The organism is Rhodococcus sp. 06-156-4 (assembly GCF_002259345.1).
GTDB classification, from domain to species: domain Bacteria; phylum Actinomycetota; class Actinomycetes; order Mycobacteriales; family Mycobacteriaceae; genus Rhodococcoides; species Rhodococcoides fascians_E.
On record NZ_NPGB01000031.1, the window covers coordinates 47,383 to 70,306 of the forward strand.

The following is a 22,924-nucleotide window of genomic DNA, read 5'->3' on the forward strand; positions in this document are numbered from 1 at the left end:
AAGTTCCGAGGCGGAGGTCTGCGAGATCGTGCTCGGCAGTGCTCGTCACGGATTCGAGGTGATCGGCCGATGATCATGGACGAGAAGTTCTGGGACGACATGCACTCGGGCAGCGGCTCAGGTTGGAGCGGCAATCCCAATCCGGTTCTCGTGCAGCAGGTCGCGGATCTGAAGCCCGGGCGTGCGCTGGACATCGGCTGCGGGCAGGGCGACGATGCGAGATGGCTGGCGTCGAAAGGATGGACCGTCACGGCGTCGGACATCTCCTCCGTTGCTCTCGCTCGCGCCGCCGAGCGCGCGGAGGGCACCAGGGACATCACCTTCGTCCACGCGGACTACGTGGCCGAGGCACCGGCGGCCGCGGCGTTCGACCTGGTGACACTGCATTACTTCGCGATCCCCAAGGCGAATCCCGCCGCGGCTCGCGCGATCGCCGACGCCGTCGCGCCGGGCGGGACTCTCCTCGTCGTGAATCACGACGTGGGTGCCGACCAGGAGTGGAACGGGATCAAGCCGTCGGACTTCTTCGAACCACACGGCATCGCTGAGCTCCTGGACGAGTCGTGGACGATCGAGGTCGACGAGACGCGACCTCGATCGACTGCGCCGCCCGCGGGGGCGCATCACACCCACGACACCGTTCTCCGGGCCCGTCGGCTACTTCGCCCGCCCGCCTAGGTGTTCGGCGAGGAACTTCTCGACCGCACGGTAGAACGTGATGTTGTTCTCCGGATTGACGAAGCCGTGCCCTTCGTCGTCGAAGACCAGGTAGTCGACCTCGACGCCCCTCGCTCGAAGCCGCTCGACGACGTTGTCCGATTCGGCCTTGACCACGCGGGCGTCGTTGGCGCCCTGGGCGATCATGAGCGGGCGGGTGACGTCGTCGAGCCGAGAAATCGGTGACCGAGCAAGCATGTCCGCTTCCTGCTCCGGGATCGCGGGGTCGCCGACGTACCGGTACCAGTTGTTGACCAGGCCCGGCCGTGCGAACGCCGGTTGTGTACGCATGAAGTTGGCGAGGTCGGAGACCCCGACGTAGTCGATCGATGCCGCGAACACCTCCGGCGTGAACGTGGCGCCCACGAGGGCCGCGTACCCGCCGTAGGACCCGCCCATGATGGCGACGCGGTCACGATCGGCGTAACCCTGGGCCACAGCCCATTCCACGCCGTCGACGAGATCGGTGTGCATCTTGCCCGCGAATTCACCGATCGCGGCCTGAGTGTGGGCCTTGCCGTATCCCGTCGATCCGCGAAAGTTGACCTGCAGCACGGCATATCCGCGATTGGCGAGAAACTGCACACCCGGCGTGTACCTCCACGCGTCTCGGTACCACGGTCCACCGTGCACGAGAACGACCATCGGCAAGTTGGCCGGTTCGACACCCACGGGAAGCGTGAGGTACGACGGCAGAGGCAGTCCGTCGCGGGCCTCGATCGTCACCGGTGTCATGACCGCCATGTCACGCGGGTCGAGGTGCGGATACGGCCGGAACAGCATCCGGCTCTCACCCGTCTCGTGGTCGTAGAAATACGTGACGTTGGGGTCACGGTCGTGGGTGAAACCGACCACCCATTTCTTGCCGGAATCATCGGAGGACAGGGCTCCCACGTCACCGTCGGACAATGCCTCCACGTTCTTCAGGACCTCGGCGAAGTCCGCATCCACAGCGTGAATCACCTGGCGCTCGCCGAGGTACCGCACGCCGATGAGCTCACCCGTCGACCTGCTGAAGATCAGCGGCGAGCCACTCTGTTCGACAGCACGCCGAGACGCATCCAGCTCCATGCTCGGATGACTGTCGACGACGGTCTCCTCGCCCGTCTCCAGGTCGATGCGCGCGAGCACCGTCAGATCACTGTTCGTCACGGAGTCGATCAACACTCCCGTGCCGTCGGCTGTCGGGTGCGTCAGCGTCACGCCGTACGGATAATCGGACCCGTCGAAGGTCGTCACGTGGGTGACATCGTCGGATCCCGCGCGGCGACGGGAAATCTTCATGTGGCCCTGATCGGTGAACTCGGACAGCAGGAGGTCGCCTCCGACGCCTGCACTCCAGCCCGTCCCCGGTCCCGGGCTCTCGCCGATGACCGTCAATTCTCCTGTGGCGATCACCAATTCGTACAGATCGAACTCGGCGAGGCTCCGCGCGTTCATGGCGAGGGTGAACACGCCGTCCTTGTCGCGGGACTGTTCCAACGAGTACACCCGCGATCCGGGGAACGGGGTCAGGTCGACGGCGTCGGCCTCCGGGTCGTGCAGGTCGACGCGAAAGACGTGGTGGTTCTCGTCTCCACCGGAATCCTGAAGGTACAGAAGCCAGCGAGGATCATCCGTCCACCGATAGTCGAGCACACTTCGGACATCGTCGGCGGTGACACAGCGCGCTTCGGAGCCTTCCTCGAGGTCTTGGATCCACACGTTCAAACGGTTGCGCCACGGCGCGAGGTAGGCGATCCTGCTGCCGTCGGGGGAGATCGACGCCCCGGTGCGCTCGGGCGCGCCGAAGAAATCCTCGATCGAGATCAGGTCGGGTGCAGTCATGTCTTCTCCGTTTCCTTCGTTCACATCGATGTCCATATCGTTTCCATGTCGAGAATCTTGTTGTGCCGCAGCGTCAATGCGCGTTCCATCGCGGCGACGATCCCGGCGAACAACAAGACCGTGTTCGCCCACACCGGCAATTGAATCGGCGAGACGAACGTTCCGAAGCGTTCGGCCACCGCCGGGATTCCGGTCGCGATCTCCAGCGCGAACGGAACCGCCAGAACCAAGTTGACGATCAGAAGAACGATCGCCACCCACCCGATGACCCTGCTGACAACCGGGTGACGCTCGCCCAGGCGTCGGCGACGGTCTTCGAGCGTCCCTCGCACCGGCGTGAGCCTGCGCCCGACGCCGTCGCGTCTCGAGAAATGGACCCGGGTGACGCCGTAGAGCGACGCGGCGACGTCGATTCGGCCGTCGGCGACAGCGAACGACGCGGGCAAGTCCTGCGTCGATACGAGCCGCCCGTCCGCGTAGAGCTGAGCCGTATCGCCGTCGGCGATGTCGACCTCGACCGTGAACCGAGTCCCGGCGAGGTCGAGCTCGTACAGGTACCTGTTCAGTACCTGCCACGGCCGCAACGGCGTCAACTTCCTCATGACTCCGAAGCCTTCCGGACCTGCTCGCGTCGGGGCAGTGCGCGCGGTCACCGGTTCTTGTTACAACGTCACGGATCGACGATGACGAATGTCATGGCGACGGGCGGAATACAACGCCGACGATGCGAGTTGGTTAACACGTTCGCAATCCGGGTACCGATCACCAGCTCAGGCACGTTAGCCTCAGTGGTCATCGAAACCATGCACCGAGGAGTTCTCTCTTGACCAGTCGACGTTTACGAGGCCGCGCCATCGCGGCTGTCGCTGCGGCGCTCGCACTCACGCTCGGGGCGGCAGCCTGCGGGGGCGACAACAGCTCGGGCGGGACAGGGGAGAACGCACTCGCCGGTTCCGACCAGCAGTCCCTCGACAAGTACACCACCGAGGACGTGACACCGCTCGATCAGATCGACACCGCGAACCTCGGCCTCATCAAGCCGGGAACGCTGTACGTCGGCACGCTGTCCGACGCCCCGCCGAACATCTTCATCGACGAGGCAGGCAACTTCACCGGCTTCGACAACGAGCTGCTGAAGGCCGTTGCTGCGAAGCTCGACCTGACCGTCGAGTTCTCCGCCACCGAGTTCTCCTCGCTGCTCGCAGCGGTCAACAACAAGGTGTACGACGCCGGATCCTCGTCGATCTCGACGACGGACGCCCGCCGCAACACCGTCGGGTTCACCAACGGTTACGACTTCGGTGAAATGGCGCTCGTCGCGAAGAACGACTACGCGGTCAAGACCATCGCCGAGCTGGACGACCAGCAGCGCATCGGTGTCGTGCAGGGCACGGTTCAGGACGACTACGTCACCAACACCCTCGGCATCGAGCCGGTTCGCTTCCCGGACTACAACACTGCGTACGCGAACGTGAAGTCCGGCCAGATCGACGCGTGGGTCGCTCCGTCGCAGCAGGCTTCGGGCCAGGTGAAGGCCGAGGACGGCGTCGCCATCCTGGAGAAGACGATCAACACCACCAACTTCACGGCGTTCGCTGTCGCGAAGGACAACCAGCCTCTCATCGACGCGCTGAACTCAGGCCTCGACGCTGTGGTGGCGGACGGTACCTGGAGCACCCTCGAGAAGGAGTGGTACCCGGACCGCGAGGTTCCGGCGGACTGGAAGCCGGGCAGCAAGGCATCCACCCCTCCGGCGAACTAGAACATGAGCACACTGTCGAATCTGTACGACACGTTCTTCGACTGGGAACTCATCTGGGACACCGTTCCCAAACTGATCACCGTCGGATTGCCGAACACCCTCATCTTGGCGGCGTCGTCGGGGGTCATCGGTACGGTGATCGGGCTCGGGCTGGCGGTGGCGGGTATCTCCCGCACCCGCTGGCTCCGGTGGCCGGCGCGGGTGTACACGGACATCTTCCGTGGCTTGCCCGCGGCGGTCGTCATTCTTCTCATCGGCCTCGGATTCGGGCCGACGCTGACCGAGTACACCGGCAGCCGCAGCCCGTTTCCGCTCGGCATCCTGGCGCTGTCGCTCATGGCGGCGGCGTACTTCGGCGAGATCTTCCGCTCCGGCATTCAGAGCGTCGATTCCGGTCAGCTCGAGGCGTCACGGGCTCTGGGCTTCAGCTACCGGAAATCGATGACGCTCGTCGTGGTTCCCCAAGGCATCCGCCGCGTCCTGCCCGCGATCGTCAATCAGTTCATCTCGCTGATCAAGGACAGTTCGCTGATCTACTTCCTCGGCTTGCTCGCGTCGCAACGTGAGTTGTTCCGAGTCGGTCAGGACACCGCCGCGCAGACCGGCAACCTGTCACCGTTGCTCGCGGCAGGCGTGTTCTATCTGTTCCTGACGATTCCGCTGACCCACCTGGTCAACTTCATCGACAAGCGGCTGCGATCGGGCAAGGCCGACACGTCGGGAACGTTGGATCCGGTGGAAAAGATCATCGCGGTGGAGAGGTAGTCATGTCTTCGGTTTCATTGACCGGCACCGATATTCACCTCGCGTTCGGTACCAACAAGGTGCTGCGCGGAGTCAACATCCATGTCGACGCAGGCAAGACCACGACGGTCATCGGCCCGTCCGGTTCCGGAAAGTCCACGCTGTTGCGTGCACTCAACCGTCTGCACGAGCCGGACCAGGGCGACATCCTGCTCGCCGGCAAGTCGGTACTGAAGGACAATCCGGACGATCTCCGTCAGCGGATCGGCATGGTCTTCCAGCACTTCAACCTGTTCCCGCACAAGACCGTTGCCGAGAACATCGCACTCGCGCCCCGCAAGCTGAAAGGCCTGTCGAAGGACGCGGCACGGGCCGCGGCGCTCGAACAGCTCGAGCTCGTCGGACTGTCCGCGAAGGCCGATTCGCGCCCCGGCAACCTTTCCGGAGGCCAGCAGCAGCGTGTGGCGATCGCCCGAGCTCTGGCCATGAAGCCGGAGGTCATGTTCTTCGACGAGGCTACCTCCGCATTGGACCCGGAGCTGGTCAAGGGCGTCCTCGCCCTGATGGCCGACCTCGCTTCCGGCGGCATGACCATGGTCGTCGTGACGCACGAGATGGGCTTCGCCCGTTCGGTGTCCAACAAGGTTCTGTTCATGGACCACGGCAGTGCCGTCGAAACCGGAACTCCTGATCAGCTGTTCGACGATCCGCACACCGATCGTCTCAAGCAGTTCCTGTCTCAGGTTCTGTAGCCCTGTGCGAATGGAAGTTAGGTAAGGCTCGTTGGTCGTGACTTCACCATCACGTTCCTTTACCTTCGCTTTTGACTGACACTCTCCCCGTTCATGAAGCTTCTCCCTATTCTCTCGGTTCATGACGGCAGTTCCTCGCGATCGAACCTGACGTGCAAGTACAAGTGCGGAGACGCGTGCTTCCACGAGGTCCCGAACACGTCGAAGGGCCAGTACTTCGGCGACATCGTCAAGACGGCGATGTCGAGGCGTGGAGTGCTGCGCGGCGGCGCGATGGCCGTCGTCGCGGTCGGTGCCGGTGGTGTTCTCGCCGCCTGCAGCACGGACGAGCCTGCAGCTACCGGTTCTGCCGGGTCGACGGACACCCCGCCCGTCGACGGCGTCGACTTCACCGCTGTCGCGCCCAACACCGAGGACGCCGTCGTCGTCCCCGAGGGGTACGAGCAGGGCATCATCATTCGGTGGGGCGATCCTGTGCTCGAGGGTGCACCGGAGTTCGACTTCGACAACCAGACCGCAGCCGCGCAGGCCATGCAGTTCGGTTTCAACAACGACTTCGCGGGCCTGCTGCCCATCGAGGGAACCCCGAACGCGTACTTGCTGGTGGTCAACCACGAGTACACCACCGAGCCGTTTCTGTTCAAGGGATACGACGAGGAGAACCCGACGCGCGAGCAGTTCGACATCGCGCTTGCCGCACATGGCCTCTCGGTCCTGCAGGTGAACGGTGAGTCCGGTTCGGGCAAGCTGACTCCGGTGTTCAGCCAGTACAACCGTCGTATCACCGGTACCACCGAATTCGTGATCACCGGCCCGGCCGCGGGCAGCGATTTCCTCAAGACCTCCGTCGATCCGACCGGCACCAAGGCGTTCGGCACGTTCAACAACTGTTCCGGTGGCCTGACGCCGTGGGGGACGGTGCTCTCGGGTGAAGAGAACATCAACCAGTACTTCGGCAACGCGGAGTCGGTCACCGATCCCGTCGTCGCCGAGCGTCTCGCGCGCTACGGCATCGAAGGAGCCGCGAGCGATCGCAAGTGGGAGCGCTTCGACAAGCGATTCGACATCGCGCAGGAACCCAACGAGGTCAACCGATTCGGCTACGTCGTCGAGGTCGATCCGTGGGATCCGAACTCCACTCCGATCAAGCACACCGCTCTGGGCCGTTTCAAGCACGAGGCCGCGACGATCTACGTCACCGACGACGGCACGGTCGTCGCCTACAGCGGTGACGACGAGCGATTCGACTACATGTACAAGTTCGTGTCCAGTCGAAAGATGATGTCCGGCAACGGGCAGGCCGCCATGAGGCACAATCGAACCATCCTCGACGCGGGCACGCTGTACGTCGCCGTGCTCACGGGCGATGCACCCGACGCCATCGACGGCAGCGGAACCCTTCCGCCGTCGGGCAAGTTCGCCGGCAAGGGTGAGTGGATTCCGCTGCTTCGCACCGGTGAGGACGGACGAGGAGAGTCCCTCGTCGACGGCATGTCCGCCGAGGAGGTCGCGATCTTCACCCGCCAGGCAGGCGACAAGGTCGGGGCCACGAAGATGGACCGCCCGGAGGACTTCGAGCCCAACCCGGTCACCGGCAAGGTGTACGTGGCGCTGACCAACAACACCAACCGCGGCACCGAGGGCAAAGCCGCTGCCGACGAAGCGAACCCGCGCAACAAGAACAAGAACGGTCAGGTCCTCGAACTGGAAGACGACCACGCAGGCACCACCTTCGTGTGGAATCTGCTCATCGTCGCGGGAGACCCGAACGAGGCGGACACCTACTTCGGCGGTTTCGACAAGAGCCAGGTCAGCCCGATCTCCTGCCCGGACAACCTCGCGTTCGACTCCAAGGGCAACCTGTGGGTCTCGACGGACGGCAACGCTCTCGAATCCAACGACGGCCTGTTCGCGGTGGTCCTCGACGGCGATCGCCGCGGCGAGACCCGGCAGTTCCTGACGGTCCCTGCGGGCGGTGAGACCTGTGGTCCGATCATCCAGGACGAGCGCGTCGTCGTCGCCGTGCAGCACCCCGGTGAGTTCGACGAGGCGTCTGCTGACAACCCCATGTCGCACTGGCCCGACGGTGGCGATTCCCAGCCCCGTCCCTCGATGGTGGCGGTCTGGAAGGTCTAGCTACCCGGAACTCGTACAGCACGATTCGCGGAAGGCGCGCACAGCCCACAGGGCTGTGCGCGCCTTCCGCTTTGTTAGGTCTCATTCAAATAATTGGCTGTATCTGTGAATTCTCTTCACAGTCCCGGCCAGGGGCGAGGTTCGGTTGACCTTGGGTAACGGTTGTGTAAACCTCGAATTCTCAGACCTAGCGGGTGGGACCTTCGTCACAGAGCGAGCGGCGTTTCGGGGCAGCGCACGCCACGTCCGGTTCCGAGCCTCCGCCAACCACGCTCCTTCGACCGAGAGAGCACTACTGTGGATTCGGCTGATTCAGTTGCGCTGAGCAGGACCGACACCGGGCACACTGTGACGTCCGCGCCGTTCCCGCTCACTGCTGCACAACGCGGGCTGTGGTTCGCCCAGCACCTGATGCCGGACGTTCCGATCACCATCGCGAACTACATCGACGTCCACGGCGAACTCGACGGTGACTTGATGCGTGGGGCGGTGGAGCAGGCTGCGGCCGAGCTCGGTGCGGGCTCGCTACGCCTGGTGGAAATCGACGGTGAACCACACCAGTACATCGACAAGTCGACCCGACACGAGTCGACGGATCTCGATTTCACTCAGGAACCCGACCCCGAGGCCGCGGCGATCGACTGGATGCAGGCCGCCTACTCCCGACCCATCGACATCATCGAGGGCCCGCTGATCCGAGCTGCGACGCTGCGCGTCGGCGCCGATCGAACGTTCTGGTACTCGCACGTCCATCACATCGCTCTCGACGGGTACGGCGCGGTCCGGCTGATGAACCGTGCCGCGGAGATCTACACGGCGGTTCAGGCCGGTGAGTCGCCGTCGGTCTCGAAGGCGGGCGCACTCGAGGACGTCTACGCAGCCGAGGACGACTACCGCTCTTCGTCGCGCTTCGACAAGGACCGCGAGTACTGGCGGGAGAAGACGAGTGCGCTGCCGGCTCCGGTGTCGCCGTCGGGCATCGTCGCCCCACCGGCACCGCGGTCGCGGATCTGCGGGGAGCCGCTACCGGAGACTCTCGAGAAGGCACTCACCCGCGCCGCGGACAGGCTCGGATCGGCGTTCGCTCCGTTGGCCGTGTCCGCGGTCGCTGCGTTCCTGTCCCGTCTGACCGGCAACGACGACATCGTTCTGTCGCTGCCCGTTGCCGGACGCACGACGGCGGTGCTGCGACGCTCCGGCGGCATGGTGTCCAACGTCCTCCCGATCCGTGTGCGCATCGTGCCGGGGACGACCGTCGCGAGCCTCGTCGACGCTGTGCAGCTGGAACTGACCGGTGCTCTGCGGCATCAGCGTTACCGCGCCGAGGACATTCGACGCGACGCCGGTGCCAGCCAGGAGCATCGCGGGTTCTTCGGTACCGCCATCAACATCATGGCGTACGAACGTCAGGTGCAATTCGGGCGCGAAACGGGATACTTCAACGTCCTGTCCACGGGCCCGGTCGAGGATCTGTCGGTCAACATCTACCCACCTGTCGACGGCGGTGGCTCCCGTATCGACTTCGAGGCCAACCCCAACGTCTACAGCGCCGAGGCGACCGAGGACCTGTACCGCCGCTTCGTCCGGCTTCTCGCGCAGTTCCTCCACAGCGATCCGGACTTCGCAGTCACCGATCTCGACCTCCTCGATGACGCGGAGATCGACGCCGTGGTCCCCGCGCGCGGCGGACCGGATGCACCACCGATGCTGCTTCCGGACATCCTCGCGGCCGGTGTGGCACGGAACCCGGACGGAATCGCTCTCGTCGACGGCACCACCGAACTCTCCTACACCGAACTCGATCGGCGCAGCAACACCATCGCCCGGGCGCTGATCGCCCGCGGCGCGGGTCCGGACTCGGTGGTGGCCGTCGCGCTTCCGCGTTCCATCGACTCGGTGGTCGCGTTCTGGGCCGCCGCGAAGTCGGGTGCGGCCTTCGTGCCGATCGATCCGACGTATCCGCCCGAGCGGATCGGCCACATGGTCACCGATTCCGGTGTCCTGGTGGGCCTCAGCACCACAGCGTTGGCGGACTCTCTTCCCGACGCCGTGCACTGGCTCGGGATGGACGACCCGGGCTTCACCAGCGAGCTCGGGACACGCTCCGACGCACCGATCTCCGACGCGGACAGGCGGTCTCGACTCGGTCTCGACCACACGGCCTACATGATCTACACGTCGGGATCGACGGGGACACCGAAAGGCGTGCTCGTCGGCCACCGCGGTCTGTCCGTGTTCACCGCCGCTCAGCGCCCGGAACTCGCCCTGACGACGGACTCCCGTGTCCTGCGGTTCTCGTCGGCCAGTTTCGACGCCTCGGTGTTCGAGATGCTCGCCGCGTTCGGGGCCGGTGCCACGATGGTCGTCGCGCCTGCGGATGTTCACGGCGGCAGCGAACTGACGGAGCTGCTCACGCAGCACGCCGTCACACACATCGTCACTGCTCCTGCATTGCTGTCCACCGTCGAGGTGGAGAAGGTCGAGTCGTTGACGTCCGTCGTCGTCGGCGGTGACGTCTGCCCCCCGGACCTGGTGGACAGGATGCGGTCGCGAGCAGAGCTGCGGAACAGCTACGGCCCTACCGAATCGACCATCGTGATCACGATGACCGAACCCCAGAAGGATCCGCGGGCGATCACCATCGGGCGGCCCTTGCAGGGTGCGACCGCCGTGGTGCTCGATCGGTGGCTTCGACCCGTACCGGTCGGCTCGAGTGGTGAACTCTACGTCGGCGGACCAGGTCTGGCCCGCGGCTACCACAACCGTGAGGGGTTGACGTCGACCCGCTTCGTCGCGGATCCGTACGGCTCGGGTCAGCGCCTGTACCGCACCGGAGACGTGGTTCGGTGGCGTGTATCGAACACAGCGGGTGTGGATCTGGAGTTCCTCGGCCGCAGCGACTTCCAGGTGCAGCTTCACGGCCTGCGTATCGAACTCGGCGAAGTCGACGCCGTTCTGTCCTGGCATCAGTCCGTGGACTTCGTCGTCTCGACGGTGGCCCGACGCGGCGACCGATCCACCCTCGTCGCCTACGTCAAGACCAAGGCCGGTCACGAGTTCGATCGCGACGCCCTCATCGCATTGGCATCGGAATTCCTTCCCCGGCAGTCGGTTCCCTCCCTTCTGGTCGAGATCGACTCGGTTCCGATCACACCGTCGGGCAAGGTAGATCGATCTGCTCTGCCGGATCCGCTCGCCCACGTCGAAGCCGCGCCGTTCCGCGCCGCGAGCGATCCTGTCCAACAGATCATCGCCGACGCGATGGCGGAGGTGCTCGGCAAGGACTCCGTCGGCGTCGACGACTCGTTCTTCGCTCTCGGCGGCGACAGTATCGTTGCCATTCAACTTGTTTCGCGCGCCAAGGCGTCCGGGGTGGTGTTCACACCGCGGGACGTCTTCGAGCGTCGCACGGTCGCCGGCCTCGCCGACGCCGCAGTCAGCGACACCGACCGAGTCCGGCTCGAGGAACTGCCCGGCGGCGGGGTCGGTGACCTGCCGCTGCTGCCCATCGCCGCGAGCGTCCTGGCGCGGGCCGAGCAGCCGTCGGACCTCGACAACTTTCATCAGGCTCTCGTGCTGGTCGCGCCGTCCGATCTGAACACCGAGGATCTGGTGGCCGCGCTGGCGGTGCTGATCGATCACCACGATGCGCTGCGGGCACGGCTCGTCGACGACGGTCTCGTGGTCGGGCCCACCGGATCCGTGGATGCTGCGGCCTTGGTGTCGACGGAGTGCTCGACTGTGGATTCGGGGGGCGAATCGGGGATCGATCTCGAGGGCATCATTGCTCGTTCCGGTGCGCGTCTGCGGCCGCGGGATGCAGTGATGCTCCAGGTGGTTCACGTCACCGACCCCGACTGCCCGCGGATCGTGCTGGTCGCCCATCACCTGGTCGTCGACGGTGTGTCGTGGCGGATTCTGCTCCCGGATCTCGTCACGGCGTACGCGCTGCGCGAGTCCGGACCGACCCTCCAGCCGGTGGAGACCTCGTTCCGCCGGTGGGCTCATGCTGTCGACGACCTCCCGTCGCACGGGGCCGACGCGTGGCGCGCACTGTTGAGCGGTGACAACGCCCTGCTCGGGTCACGTCCACTGGACGCACGGGACACCGGGGCCACGACCCAGGTCGCCCAACTGGCCGTGTCGTCCGACACCACTCAGGCGCTGTTGGAACAACTGCCGAACCGCTATCGGATGGGTCCCGAGGACGCTCTGCTCGCCTCCCTGGCGGTGGCCCTTCGGACGTGGAGGGTCCAGGCGTCGCACCTGGTCTCGATCGAAAGCCATGGCCGCGATACCGATTCGATTGTCGGTGCGGATCTCACCAGGACCGTCGGGTGGTTCACCTCCACTCACCCGGTGCGTATCGACGCGCCGTCCGGTCCCGATGCCGCCTCGATCGTCAAGGCGCTCAAGGAACAGCTGCGGAGCATTCCCACCGAACCGCAGATGTTCGGGCTCCTCTCGGCGCGTGGTGAATTCGTCGATTCGCCCGCGCCGCGGATCAGCTTCAATTATCTGGGCAAGGTGCCGGGGGGAACGCCGGATCAACCGTGGACACCGGACCTGACCGTCGGCAACGACGTCGGGAGCGGGTCTGCCCTGCGTACCGCGTACGAGCTGGACATCAACGCACTGGTACGCGGCGGCTCGTTGATCGTCCGCATCGGTTTCCCGACGGGTGTGCTCGACGCCGCGGATGTCCGCCGTCTCACCGATCTGTGGTCCGATGCCATCACCGAGCTCGCAGAGCACGGCCGGGCCGAGGGCGTGGGGGAGTTGACACCGAGCGACGTTCCACTGGTGACCGTCGACCAGGCTCGATTGAATCTGTGGCACAGCGAATTCGGGAACGTCTCCGACGTGTGGCCGCTCACCCCGTTGCAGCGGGGACTGATGTTCCACGCCGATCTGATGCGCGACGGGGTGGATCCGTACACCGCGCAGATCGTCTTCGATCTGGACGGCGTCGTCGACGGAGACCGTCTGCGTCGTGCCGCGCAGCGCCTGCTGGATCGTCACGAGAACCTGCGGACCGCGTTCGTGCACGACGCTGCGGGGCTCCCCGTCCAGCTGGTGGTCGACGACGTGGCCGTCCCGTGGCAGGAAGTGCGGACGGACGATGTCGCTGCGACCATCGCGGCGGAACGCGGCCGTCGCTTCCACCTCGGTGACGCACCGCTCATCCGGTTCGCCCTGGTGCACGGGCCCGCCGGCACGCGCTTGGTGGTCACCAACCATCACATCCTGTTCGACGGCTGGTCCATGCCGATCTTGATCAAGGAGCTCCTGGTCCTCTACGCAGCCGACACGCAGATCGGGATTCCGGTCCGTCGGTACCGGGACTTCCTGGCGTGGTCGAGTGCTCGTCGCTCCGACTCGGATGTCGACCGCTGGGCTGCGCACCTCGCAGGCGTCGACGGCCCGACGTTGCTCGCGGGCCCACACGTTCCCAGCGGACGGTTGCCGGAGGACGTCGACGTTCGCATCGACGGCTCCGTCCTGGCGTCGATCGCACGTGCGTCGAACGTCACCGTCAACACCGTGGTGCAGGCCGCGTGGTCGATCGTGCTGTCCACCGTCCTCTCGCGCGACGACGTCGTGTTCGGTGCCACCGTGTCCGGCAGGCCAGGTGATCTCGCCGGTGCCACCGAGATGCTGGGTCTTTTCATCAACACACTGCCGCTCCGCGTCTCGATCGACGTGCAGGACACCGTCGAGTCGCTGACCGAGCGGGTGCAGCGCGAGCAGGTGGAACTGTTGGACGTCCATCACGTCGGACTCGCCGAGATCCACGCGGCGGCCGGGCGGAGCGCGGACTTCGACACCCTCGTGGTGTTCGAGTCCTACCCCGTCGATCACAGCGCACTCGACGCCGCGACCGACATCGCGGGCATGGCGGTCCGCGGTATCGACGTCTCCGATTCCACGCACTATCCGCTCACTCTGGTGACCGTGCTCGAGCCGACTCCGACGATGACGTTGCGCTTCTCGCCCGACGCCTTCTCCCGCGGTCAGGTGGCGACGTTCGCCGACCGTCTCCAGCGGGCCATCCGGGCCATGGCCGAGCGGCCCGAGGGGCGCGTTCTGGACATCGACGTGCTCGGCGAACTGGAGCGTCAGGCCGTCACGTCGGACTGGGTGGCGACCGAGGTCGACTGCGGCACCGACACTCTCTTGGATCTGCTCGGCCGGTCCTCGACGGTGTACGGCTCGTCCACGTGCGTGGTGTACGACGGCCACTCGTTGACCTACGACAACTTCGCCGCCCGCGTGCACTGCCTGGCGCGCTACTTGATCCGGTGCGGAATCGGCGCCGAGTCCGTGGTCGCGGTGTCTCTACCGAGGTCGATGGACCAGCTCGTGGCGATCCATGCCGTCGTGCATGCCGGTGCGGCGTATCTGCCGCTCGACGACACCTTGCCCGCGTCGCGTATCGCCTACATGGTCGATACTGCCTCTCCTGCACTGATTCTCGGCACCGATATCGAGACATCGGTGCCCTGTGCAGACCCGCGCACCCTGGATCTGTCGGCGTTCGCCACCGGTCCCATCGCCCAGCACGAGCGCCCCACACCGGTTCGCCCGGGCAACACCGCGTACGTCCTGTTCACCTCCGGCTCGACCGGACGACCCAAGGGCGTCGCGGTCTCGCACGCGGCCATCGTCAATCGGTTGCTGTGGATGCAGGACACCTACCCGTTGGACACGTCCGACGCCGTCCTGCACAAGACCCCGGCCACGTTCGACGTGTCGGTGTGGGAACTGTTCTGGCCCCACATCACCGGGGCGAGGACGGTCATCGCCGAACCCGGTGGCCATCGCGATCCCAAGTACCTCTCGCGCCTCGTACGAGACGAGTCGGTCACCACCGCCCATTTCGTGCCGTCGATGCTCGACCTGTACCTCGACCACGGCGATCACGAGGACACCGGTTCACTGCGCCGGATCTTCGCCAGCGGTGAAGCGTTGAGCCGCCGAACCGTGCAGCGTTCCCACAGCACTCTGACCGCCGAACTGCACAATCTCTACGGTCCCACCGAGGCCGCCGTCGACGTCACCTACCACCGCACCGACGCCGCCGAGACCGGGCCGGTACCCATCGGGGTTCCGGTCTGGAACACCGGAGTCCGAGTGTTGGACCACGCGCTGCGGATCGTCCCGATCGGAGCTGTCGGTGAGCTCTACCTCTCCGGTGTGCAACTGGCACGCGGCTACACCGGCAGAGCAGCCCTGACCTCCGAACGGTTCGTCGCCGACCCGCACGGCGACGGTCGGCTGTACCGGACGGGCGACCTCGTCCGCTGGACCCTCGACGGTGAGCTGCACTATCTGGGCCGCAACGACTTCCAGGTCAAGCTTCGCGGTCAGCGCCTCGAACTCGGTGAGATCGAGGAAGCCCTGTTGCGCGCCGAAGGTGTCACGGCTGTCGTGGTCACCGTCCACGGCGAGGGGACCTCGGAGAAGCTGGTCGCCTACGTCTGCGGTGACGCCGAGACCGATGCCGTCCGGGCACACGCCGACGGCGAACTACCCGCGTTCATGGTTCCCACGGTGTACGTGCCACTGGCTCGTCTTCCCCTGGGCCGCAACGGAAAACTCGATCGGAGTGCGTTGCCCGAGCCGTCCGTCGGCCAGGCCGAGCACGTCGCACCCGACGGTGCAGCCGAGACGGCCGTCGCGCAGATCTTCGCCGACGTGCTGGGAGTCGACGGTGTCGGTGTGACGGCGAGCTGGTTCGAACTCGGCGGCAACTCACTGACCGCCACGCAGGTGGTAGCGCGCATGAACGCGGAACTGCAGGGCGATCTCGGTGTCCGGGACCTGTTCGAGGAACCGACCGTGCGCGGCCTGACGACACGGCTGAACCGCTTCTCTCGCAACGGCGGTGGTGGTCCCGCGCTCGTCCGTCGGGATCGGCCGGCGCACGTTCCACTCGCCCCCAATCAGCACCGGATGTGGCTGCTCAATCGGTTCGACCCGGCGTCCGGTGCGTACAACATCGCCGGCGCCGTCCGGCTGACCGGTGTGCTCGACGCCGAGGCGCTCGTCGAGTCGGTGTTCGATGTCGTCGATCGTCACGAAGCGCTCCGAACGTTCTACCCCGACTCCGAGTCAGGGAAGACCACGGCGACGGACGGCCCACGTCAGGTCGTCGTCGACTCGGATTTTCTCGATGTGAGCATCACGACCACGACCGAGGCCGGGTTGCCGGGCGCCGTGGCCGGGCTCGCGGTCCGCGGTTTCGACGTCACCGAACGACCACCCGTGCGCGCGGCGATTCTGCGTCTCGCCGCAGACGATCACGTGCTCGTCGTCGTCACCCATCACATCGCGGCCGACGGATGGTCCATGCGGCCCCTGGCACGTGACGTGATGATCGCGTACACCGCACGTGCCGCAACAACTGCACCCCGAAGTTCGACACCCCGAAGTTCCACACCCCGAAGTTCAACACCTAAGTGGCCGGCCCTCGAGGTTCAGTACACCGACTACGCGCTGTGGAAGATCGAGTCGCTCGGTTCCGAGCAGGATCCGGAATCCGTCGCTGCGCGTCAATTGTCCTTCTGGCGAGGGGAACTCGCCGGTGTCGCCGATCACCTGCCGCTACCGATCGATCGGCCTCGCCCGCCGACCGCGTCGCATCGAGGCGAGACGGTCACGTTCGCGGTGGCCCCCGACACCCGACGCGCACTGACCGAGCTTGCCCGGCACTCCGGTGCGACCGAGTTCATGGTTCTCCATGCAGCGTTGGCGATCATGCTCGCGAGAGTGTCCGGGACGTCCGACATCACCGTCGGAACACCGGTGGCAGGCCGTGGAGAACGCGCTCTGGACGATCTCGTCGGAATGTTCGTCGGCACGCTGACTCTGAGGTCGGACGTGGATCCGGCCGCACCGTTCACCGATCTGCTCGCGTCGGTACGCGACCGGGATCTGGCCGCCTACGGCAACGCCGACATCCCCTTCGATCGTGTCGTCGAGGAGCTCACCCCCGTCCGGTCCACCGCGCATCATCCGCTGTTCCAGGTGATGCTGTCGCTGGAGGATCCGGTACCGACGGTCGAGCTGCCCGAGCTGACGGTCGCACCTCTCGCTCCGGTGGGCGCCGTGGCGAAGTTCGATCTGCAGCTGGCGTTCGAGTCGGAAGATCTGACGGGAACCCTGACCTACGCAACGGATCTCTTCGACGCCGGTACCGCTCGGTCCTTCGCCGAGCTGTTCCGGACGGTCCTCGACGCGGTGGTCGCCGATCCTCGAACGATCGTCGGAGACATCGACCTGGTGTCCGTCGATCCGCTTCGCGGTACGCCGTCACTGCGACACCGCACCCTGCCCGACGCACTGTCCGCAGCCGTCGTCTCGTCCGCCGGCGGTACCGCGGTGGTCTCCGGCTCCGTCTCCATCGACTATCCGGCGCTCGACGACGCCTCGACCCGCATCGCCCGTCAGCTCATCGCGCGCGGAGCGGGCCCCGAGACCGCGGTGGCGATCGCGCTGCCGCGCGGAATCACCGCGATGACGATGCTGTGGGCGGTGGCCAAGACCGGCGCCGCGTTCGTGCCCGTCGACCCGCGCTACCCGCACGACCGGATTCTGCACATCATCACCGATTCCGGCGCACGGCTTGGCATTTCGGACATGAACGGTATCTCGGAAACATACGGAAGCTTCGGTTCGGAGTCGGTCGGTGTCGACTGGATTCATCCCGACGAACTCGACCCGACGCTCGGTTCGGCGTTTCCGATCACCGACCGCGAACGCAACGCCGCACTGAGCCCCCACCATCCGGCCTACGTCATCTACACCTCCGGGTCCACCGGAACACCGAAAGGTGTGTCGGTCACCCACGCCGGGTTTGCCGACCTCGGCGCAGAATTGGTCGAGCGCCTCGGTCTCCACAGAACCAGTCGAACACTGCATTTCGCGTCACCCAGCTTCGACGCGTCGATCCTCGAACTGCTCCTCGCGATCGGCAGCGGCAGCACGATGCACATCGCCGATCCCCAGATCTATGGTGGCGCCGAGCTCGCAGCGGCTTTCGACGGCGTCACCCACGCCTTCCTGACGCCCGCCGCTGCCGCAACGATCGACCCGGCGTCGGTACCGGACCTGCGTGTCCTCGTCGTCGGCGGGGAAGCTTGCGGTCCCGATCTGATCTCCACCTGGGCCGATCGGGTCTCGTTGTTCAACGCGTACGGACCGACGGAAAGCACCGTCGTCGCGACGATGTCCGATCCGATGACAGTCGGTGCGCCGATCCGAATCGGAGCACCCACCCGAGGAATCGACGCGTACGTGCTCGACGCGCGCCTGCACCCGGTACCGACGGGAGTCGTCGGCGAGCTCTACCTCGGCGGCGGCGCACTCGCCCGCGGATACCACGCTCACCCGGCAACGACGGCTGCGTCCTTCGTCGCCAACCCGTTCGACCCGCGCGGGCATCGGCTGTACCGCACCGGCGATCGGGTGCGGCGCGTCGGAGACGCCCTCGAGTACCACGGGCGAATCGACCACCAGGTCAAGATCCGCGGATTCCGCATCGAACTCGGTGAGGTCGACGCCGTCCTGACCCGCCACCCCGGCGTCGAACAGTCGGTGTCGATCGTGCACGCCGACAGCGTGGTGAGTTACGTCGTCGTCTCCGGCGCAGTGTCCGGAGGACATACAGAGCCATCCGAGATCATCGAGCACGCTCGGCGGTCGCTGCCGGCTCACATGGTGCCGCAGGCCGTCACGATCATCGACCGGGTGCCGCGCACGCCGACGGGCAAGACCGACCGGACCGCACTGCCGACACCGGTGTTCGCGACCCGTGAGTTTCTCGCTCCTCGAACGCCCACGGAAACGGTGGTGTCCGAGGTGTTCGGGGCGGTGTTCGGCGCCGCACGCGTCGGTGTCGACGACGACTTCTTCGACCTCGGAGGCAATTCGCTCGTCGCCACGCGGGTCATGGCGCACGTCAACGAGCGGGTCGGGCGGGCACTGCCGGTGCGCGCGCTGTTCGAAGCTCCGACGCCTGCGCAGCTGGCCGTGGTCGTCGACGCTTCGGAATCGTCGGCGCTGCCTGCGCTGCGTCCGGGTCCGCGTCCCGAGGTGATCCCGCTGTCCGCCGCGCAACGCCGAATGTGGTTGTTGAATCAGGCCGAACCAGCTTCGGCGGCCTACAACATCGCGTTCGCCGTGAGATTGAGCGGAGACCTCGATGCGGATGCCTTGGCCGCAGCCGTGCGTGACGTACTCGATCGGCACGAGTCGCTTCGGACCGTCTACCCCGTCGCCGAGGACCCACATCAGGTGATCCTTCCGGCCGACGACGTCGAACTCGATCTCGCTCCGCAGGACATCGACGAATCGGCCGTTCTGGCCTCGGCTGCAGCGGTCCTCAATCGCGGATTCGACGTGACAGCAGCAGTACCGTTGCGCGGCAGTGTTCTTCGCACATCCCCGACCGAGTACGTACTGCTTCTCGTCGTTCACCACATCGCTGCGGACGGGCTGTCCATGGGCCCGCTCGCCCGCGACGTCGTCACCGCGTACGCGGCCCGCACACACGGCGCGCCGGCGCCGTGGGAACCGCTGCCGGTGCAGTACGCGGACTTCGCGCTGTGGCAATCGAACGTTCTGGGTTCCGCGGACGATCCCGAGTCCGTCCTGTCCACGCAGCTCGACTACTGGCGTACCCGGCTGGACGGCCTTCCCGACGTGCTGGATCTGCCCACGGACCGGCCGCGGCCTGCTGTCTCGTCCCAACGCGGGGCCGAGGTGGCGTTCGACATCGACCCGGCCGTAGCGTCGGCGATCAGGTCGCTTGCCCATCGCCACAGTGCCTCGGTGTTCATGGTCGCCGGAGCCGCTTACGCAGTCCTGCTGGCCCGGTTGTCCGGTACCACCGACATCCCGATCGGCACCACCGTGGCGGGTCGAAGCGCAGGTAGCCTCGACGACGTCGTCGGCATGTTCGTCGGAACCGTGGTTCTGCGCAACGAGATTCGGCCGGGGGAAAGCTTCGCCGATCTCCTCGACAGGGTGCGCAGCACCAACCTCGAAGCCCTGGAGAACGCCGACGTCCCGTTCGAGCAGGTCGTGGAAACACTGCGACCGACACGCGCGACATCCCACTCCCCGCTGTTCCAGGCGCTGCTGGCGTTCGAACCGGATCGTCCGTCGACGCTCGGACTGCCCGGCCTCACGGTCTCGGAATTTCCGTACGAATCCGGCGTCACGCGATTCGATCTCGCTCTGACGCTGCGGGAAACAGCAGACGGCCTCGGCGGTTCCCTGCGCTACAGCACCGACCTGTTCGACGCCGCCACCATCGACGGCTTCGTGGATCGGTTCACGCGGATTCTGACGGCAGCAGTGGAGAACCCGGCGCAGGTCGTCGGCGACATCGACATCCTCGCACCGTTCGAACGCGAACCAGTCCGCGGCCCGGACGCGGTCAGCCCCCGTACCCTCACTCAGTTGATCGGACAGGCCGTCGCGCAGAATCCCGACGGGGTCGCGATCCGCTGGAACGGGGAGGACCACACCTACCGCGAGGCCGACGACGCGTCGACCCGATTGGCTCGGGTACTGCTCGGATACGGAATCGGCCCCGAGACCGTCGTCGCGATCGGGCTTCCCCGCTCGGTGGATTCGGTTCTGACCGTGTGGGCCGTGACGAAGACCGGCGCCGCCTACGTGCCCGTCGACCCCGCATATCCGCAGGATCGACTGCAGCACATGGTCTCCGATTCCGGTGCGGTCATGGGCATCACGCTCACCTCGCACCGCAGTGCGCTGCCGGGCGACATCACCTGGCTCGAACTCGACGACCCGGAGATCCGCAGCGAAGTGGAGCGGGCACCGCGTCACGCCGTCGCAGCGGAAGAGCTGAACGGCGTCGCCGGACTCGACAGTGCGGCGTACATGATCTACACCTCCGGTTCCACCGGCCTGCCCAAGGGCGTCGTCGTCTCGCACCGGGGACTCGCGAACCTCGCCGAGTCCAGGCGCGAGGTGCACCGCATCGAACAGTCGTCGCGGTTCCTGCACAACACCTCACCGAGTTTCGACATGGCCGTCGGGGAAATGGTGTCCGCCCTGTCCGCAGCCGCAACACTGGTGGTGTCACCACCGGAGATACTGGGCGGCGACGAACTGGCCGCGTTCCTGCGCGACGAGTCCGTCACCCACACGCTGACGACCCCCTCCACTCTGTCCACGCTCGATCCGAGCGGCCTGGACACCGTGCAGGTCGTCTGCGTCGGCGGCGAGGCGTGCAGCCCCGAACTGATCGCGCGGTGGGCGCCGGGCCGAATCATGGTGAACGGCTACGGACCCACGGAAGCCACGGACATATCGACACTCGGCGAGATCACCGCCGACGCTCCCATCGACATCGGCAGGCCCGTCGCCGGCCTCGTCGCTCACGTTTTCGACGGACGCCTCCACCCGGTGCCCGACGGCGTGCCCGGCGAACTGTACGTCGGCGGCCCCGCCGTCGCACGTGGCTATCACGGCCGGCCAGGGCTGACGTCGACACGATTCCTCGCCGATCCGATCAGCGGCGGCCGCATGTACCGGACCGGGGACATCGTCCGCCGCACACCCGACGGTCGGCTCCGGTACAGCGGGCGCAGCGACACACAGATCAAGATCCGCGGGTTCCGCATCGAGCTCGGTGAGATCGACGCCGCACTGTCGACTCACCCCGGCGTCGACTTCGCGGTGACCGTCGGCCACGGCATGCCGTCGGGCGAGACGGTGCTCGTGTCCTACGTCCTCGGCGACCGAGACGCGGTGCAGGGTGACGCGGTGCAGGGTGACGCACTTCGGAGCTACCTACGGAAACGGCTTCCCGGATACATGATTCCGGCGTCCGTCACATATCTGACGACCGTCCCCCGCACACCGACCGGAAAGCTCGACGCCGGTGCGCTTCCACCACCCGACTTCGGCCGCGACACCGGCCCGAACAGACTCCCGTCCACGGCGACCGAACGGCTCGTCACAGAAGCATTCTCGGAGGTACTGGCAGTGAACGACATCTCGGTGACAGACGACTTCTTCGACCGAGGCGGGTCCTCGCTCACGGCGATGCGTGTGCTCAGCAAGCTGAGGGCATCGACCGGCACGGCTCTGTCCCTGCAGGCACTGCTCGCCGAACCCACGCCGGAATCGATTGCGACACTCCTGGACTCCGGATCCGACGGCAGCTCGTCGTTCGACGTGGTGTTCCCGATCCGCACCACAGGCGACGGGGTACCACTGTTCTGCATCCACCCGATCGTCGGACTGTCCTGGTGCTACAACGGACTCGACAAGTACACCGACCGGCCGATCTACGGCATCCAGACCCCAGCGCCGTCCGACCTGCCGGACAGCCTGGACGCCCTCGCACAGCGCTACATCGACGAAATCGAGAAGATCCTCCCGGACGGCCCCTACCACCTGCTCGGATGGTCACTCGGCGGAACGATCGCCCACGCCATGGCCGTCCGCCTCCGGGCCCAGGGCAAAACCGTCGGATCCCTGGTGCTGCTGGACAGCCATGCAGTACAGAACCAGGACGTCTGGGAGACAGAGCTTCCCGCCGCGGACCTGCTCGACGCCGTCGGAATCACCATGCCCGGTATCGACGGATTCGGACCGGGCGGGGGGCAGCGCATCCGCCTCGATTCGCTCCCGTCGCTCGTCGCGGGATCGGGCATCATCGAGACGCACGAGGTGGAACGGCTGATCGCTGCCGCACGACACAACCACGAGTTGGCCGTCGGGCACACCCCCGGCGTCTACGACGGTGACGTCCTGTTCGTCAGCGCCGGGCACGAGGAACTGCACGGACTCGCGACGTGGCACCCGTACGTGACCGGCGATATCTCGAACTTCTCGGTGTCGCACACGCATTGGCAGATGACGTCGCCGTCGGCGCTACGCGCTGTCGGTCCGCTCGTGGCACGGCACCTCGAGGTCGGCGCGTGAGGGTATTTCTCCGTCG

At 66.1% G+C, this 22,924-nt stretch carries 6 protein-coding genes and 1 pseudogene; 5 read left to right on the forward strand and 2 right to left on the reverse strand.

What is annotated here, in order from left to right; all coding sequences use genetic code 11:
• The first annotated feature begins 69 nt into the window (after positions 1-69).
• Positions 70-678 carry a class I SAM-dependent methyltransferase gene (locus CH290_RS22820; RefSeq protein WP_170947519.1) on the forward strand — a complete coding sequence of 203 codons (609 nt, stop codon included), beginning with the start codon at positions 70-72 and terminating at the stop codon, positions 676-678.
• On the opposite strand, the gene CH290_RS22825 is transcribed toward CH290_RS22820, so the two are convergent.
• Positions 658-2,544: a S9 family peptidase gene (locus CH290_RS22825; protein WP_212555961.1), complete on the reverse strand. Its 1,887-nt coding sequence runs from the start codon at positions 2,542-2,544 to the stop codon at positions 658-660. The two genes, CH290_RS22820 and CH290_RS22825, sit on opposite strands and share 21 nt — an antisense overlap.
• 20 nt (positions 2,545-2,564) lie before the next feature.
• Complete coding sequence (locus CH290_RS22830; RefSeq protein ID WP_094709348.1) at positions 2,565-3,146, reverse strand: hypothetical protein; 582 nt, start codon at positions 3,144-3,146, stop codon at positions 2,565-2,567.
• A gap of 221 nt (positions 3,147-3,367) precedes the next feature.
• On the opposite strand from CH290_RS22830, the pseudogene CH290_RS30795 reads away from it, so the two are divergent.
• The 4 genes and pseudogenes from CH290_RS30795 (at position 3,368) to CH290_RS22855 (ending at position 22,908) form a co-directional block, all read left to right on the forward strand.
• Positions 3,368-5,071 (forward strand): annotated as a pseudogene (locus CH290_RS30795) (ABC transporter substrate-binding protein/permease).
• Positions 5,072-5,073: 2 nt separating this feature from the next.
• Positions 5,074-5,802, forward strand: coding sequence for an amino acid ABC transporter ATP-binding protein (locus tag CH290_RS22845; protein WP_033189482.1), 729 nt, complete (start codon positions 5,074-5,076; stop codon positions 5,800-5,802).
• 93 nt (positions 5,803-5,895) lie between these two features.
• A complete protein-coding gene (locus tag CH290_RS22850; protein WP_094620682.1) occupies positions 5,896-7,938 on the forward strand; it encodes a PhoX family protein in 2,043 nt (680 codons plus the stop codon).
• 297 nt (positions 7,939-8,235) lie between these two features.
• Positions 8,236-22,908, forward strand: a complete 14,673-nt coding sequence (locus tag CH290_RS22855; protein ID WP_033189480.1) for a non-ribosomal peptide synthetase — start codon at positions 8,236-8,238, stop codon at positions 22,906-22,908.
• Positions 22,909-22,924 lie beyond the last annotated feature (16 nt).

What these genes read in the sequence shown, in the direction of transcription:
- CH290_RS22820 (WP_170947519.1), top strand. Translation starts at nt 70, where the DNA reads ATGATCATGGACGAGAAGTTCTGGGACGACATGCACTCGGGCAGCGGC.
- CH290_RS22825 (WP_212555961.1), bottom strand. Translation starts at nt 2,544, where the DNA reads ATGACTGCACCCGACCTGATCTCGATCGAGGATTTCTTCGGCGCGCCC.
- CH290_RS22830 (WP_094709348.1), bottom strand. Translation starts at nt 3,146, where the DNA reads ATGAGGAAGTTGACGCCGTTGCGGCCGTGGCAGGTACTGAACAGGTAC.
- CH290_RS22845 (WP_033189482.1), top strand. Translation starts at nt 5,074, where the DNA reads ATGTCTTCGGTTTCATTGACCGGCACCGATATTCACCTCGCGTTCGGT.
- CH290_RS22850 (WP_094620682.1), top strand. Translation starts at nt 5,896, where the DNA reads ATGAAGCTTCTCCCTATTCTCTCGGTTCATGACGGCAGTTCCTCGCGA.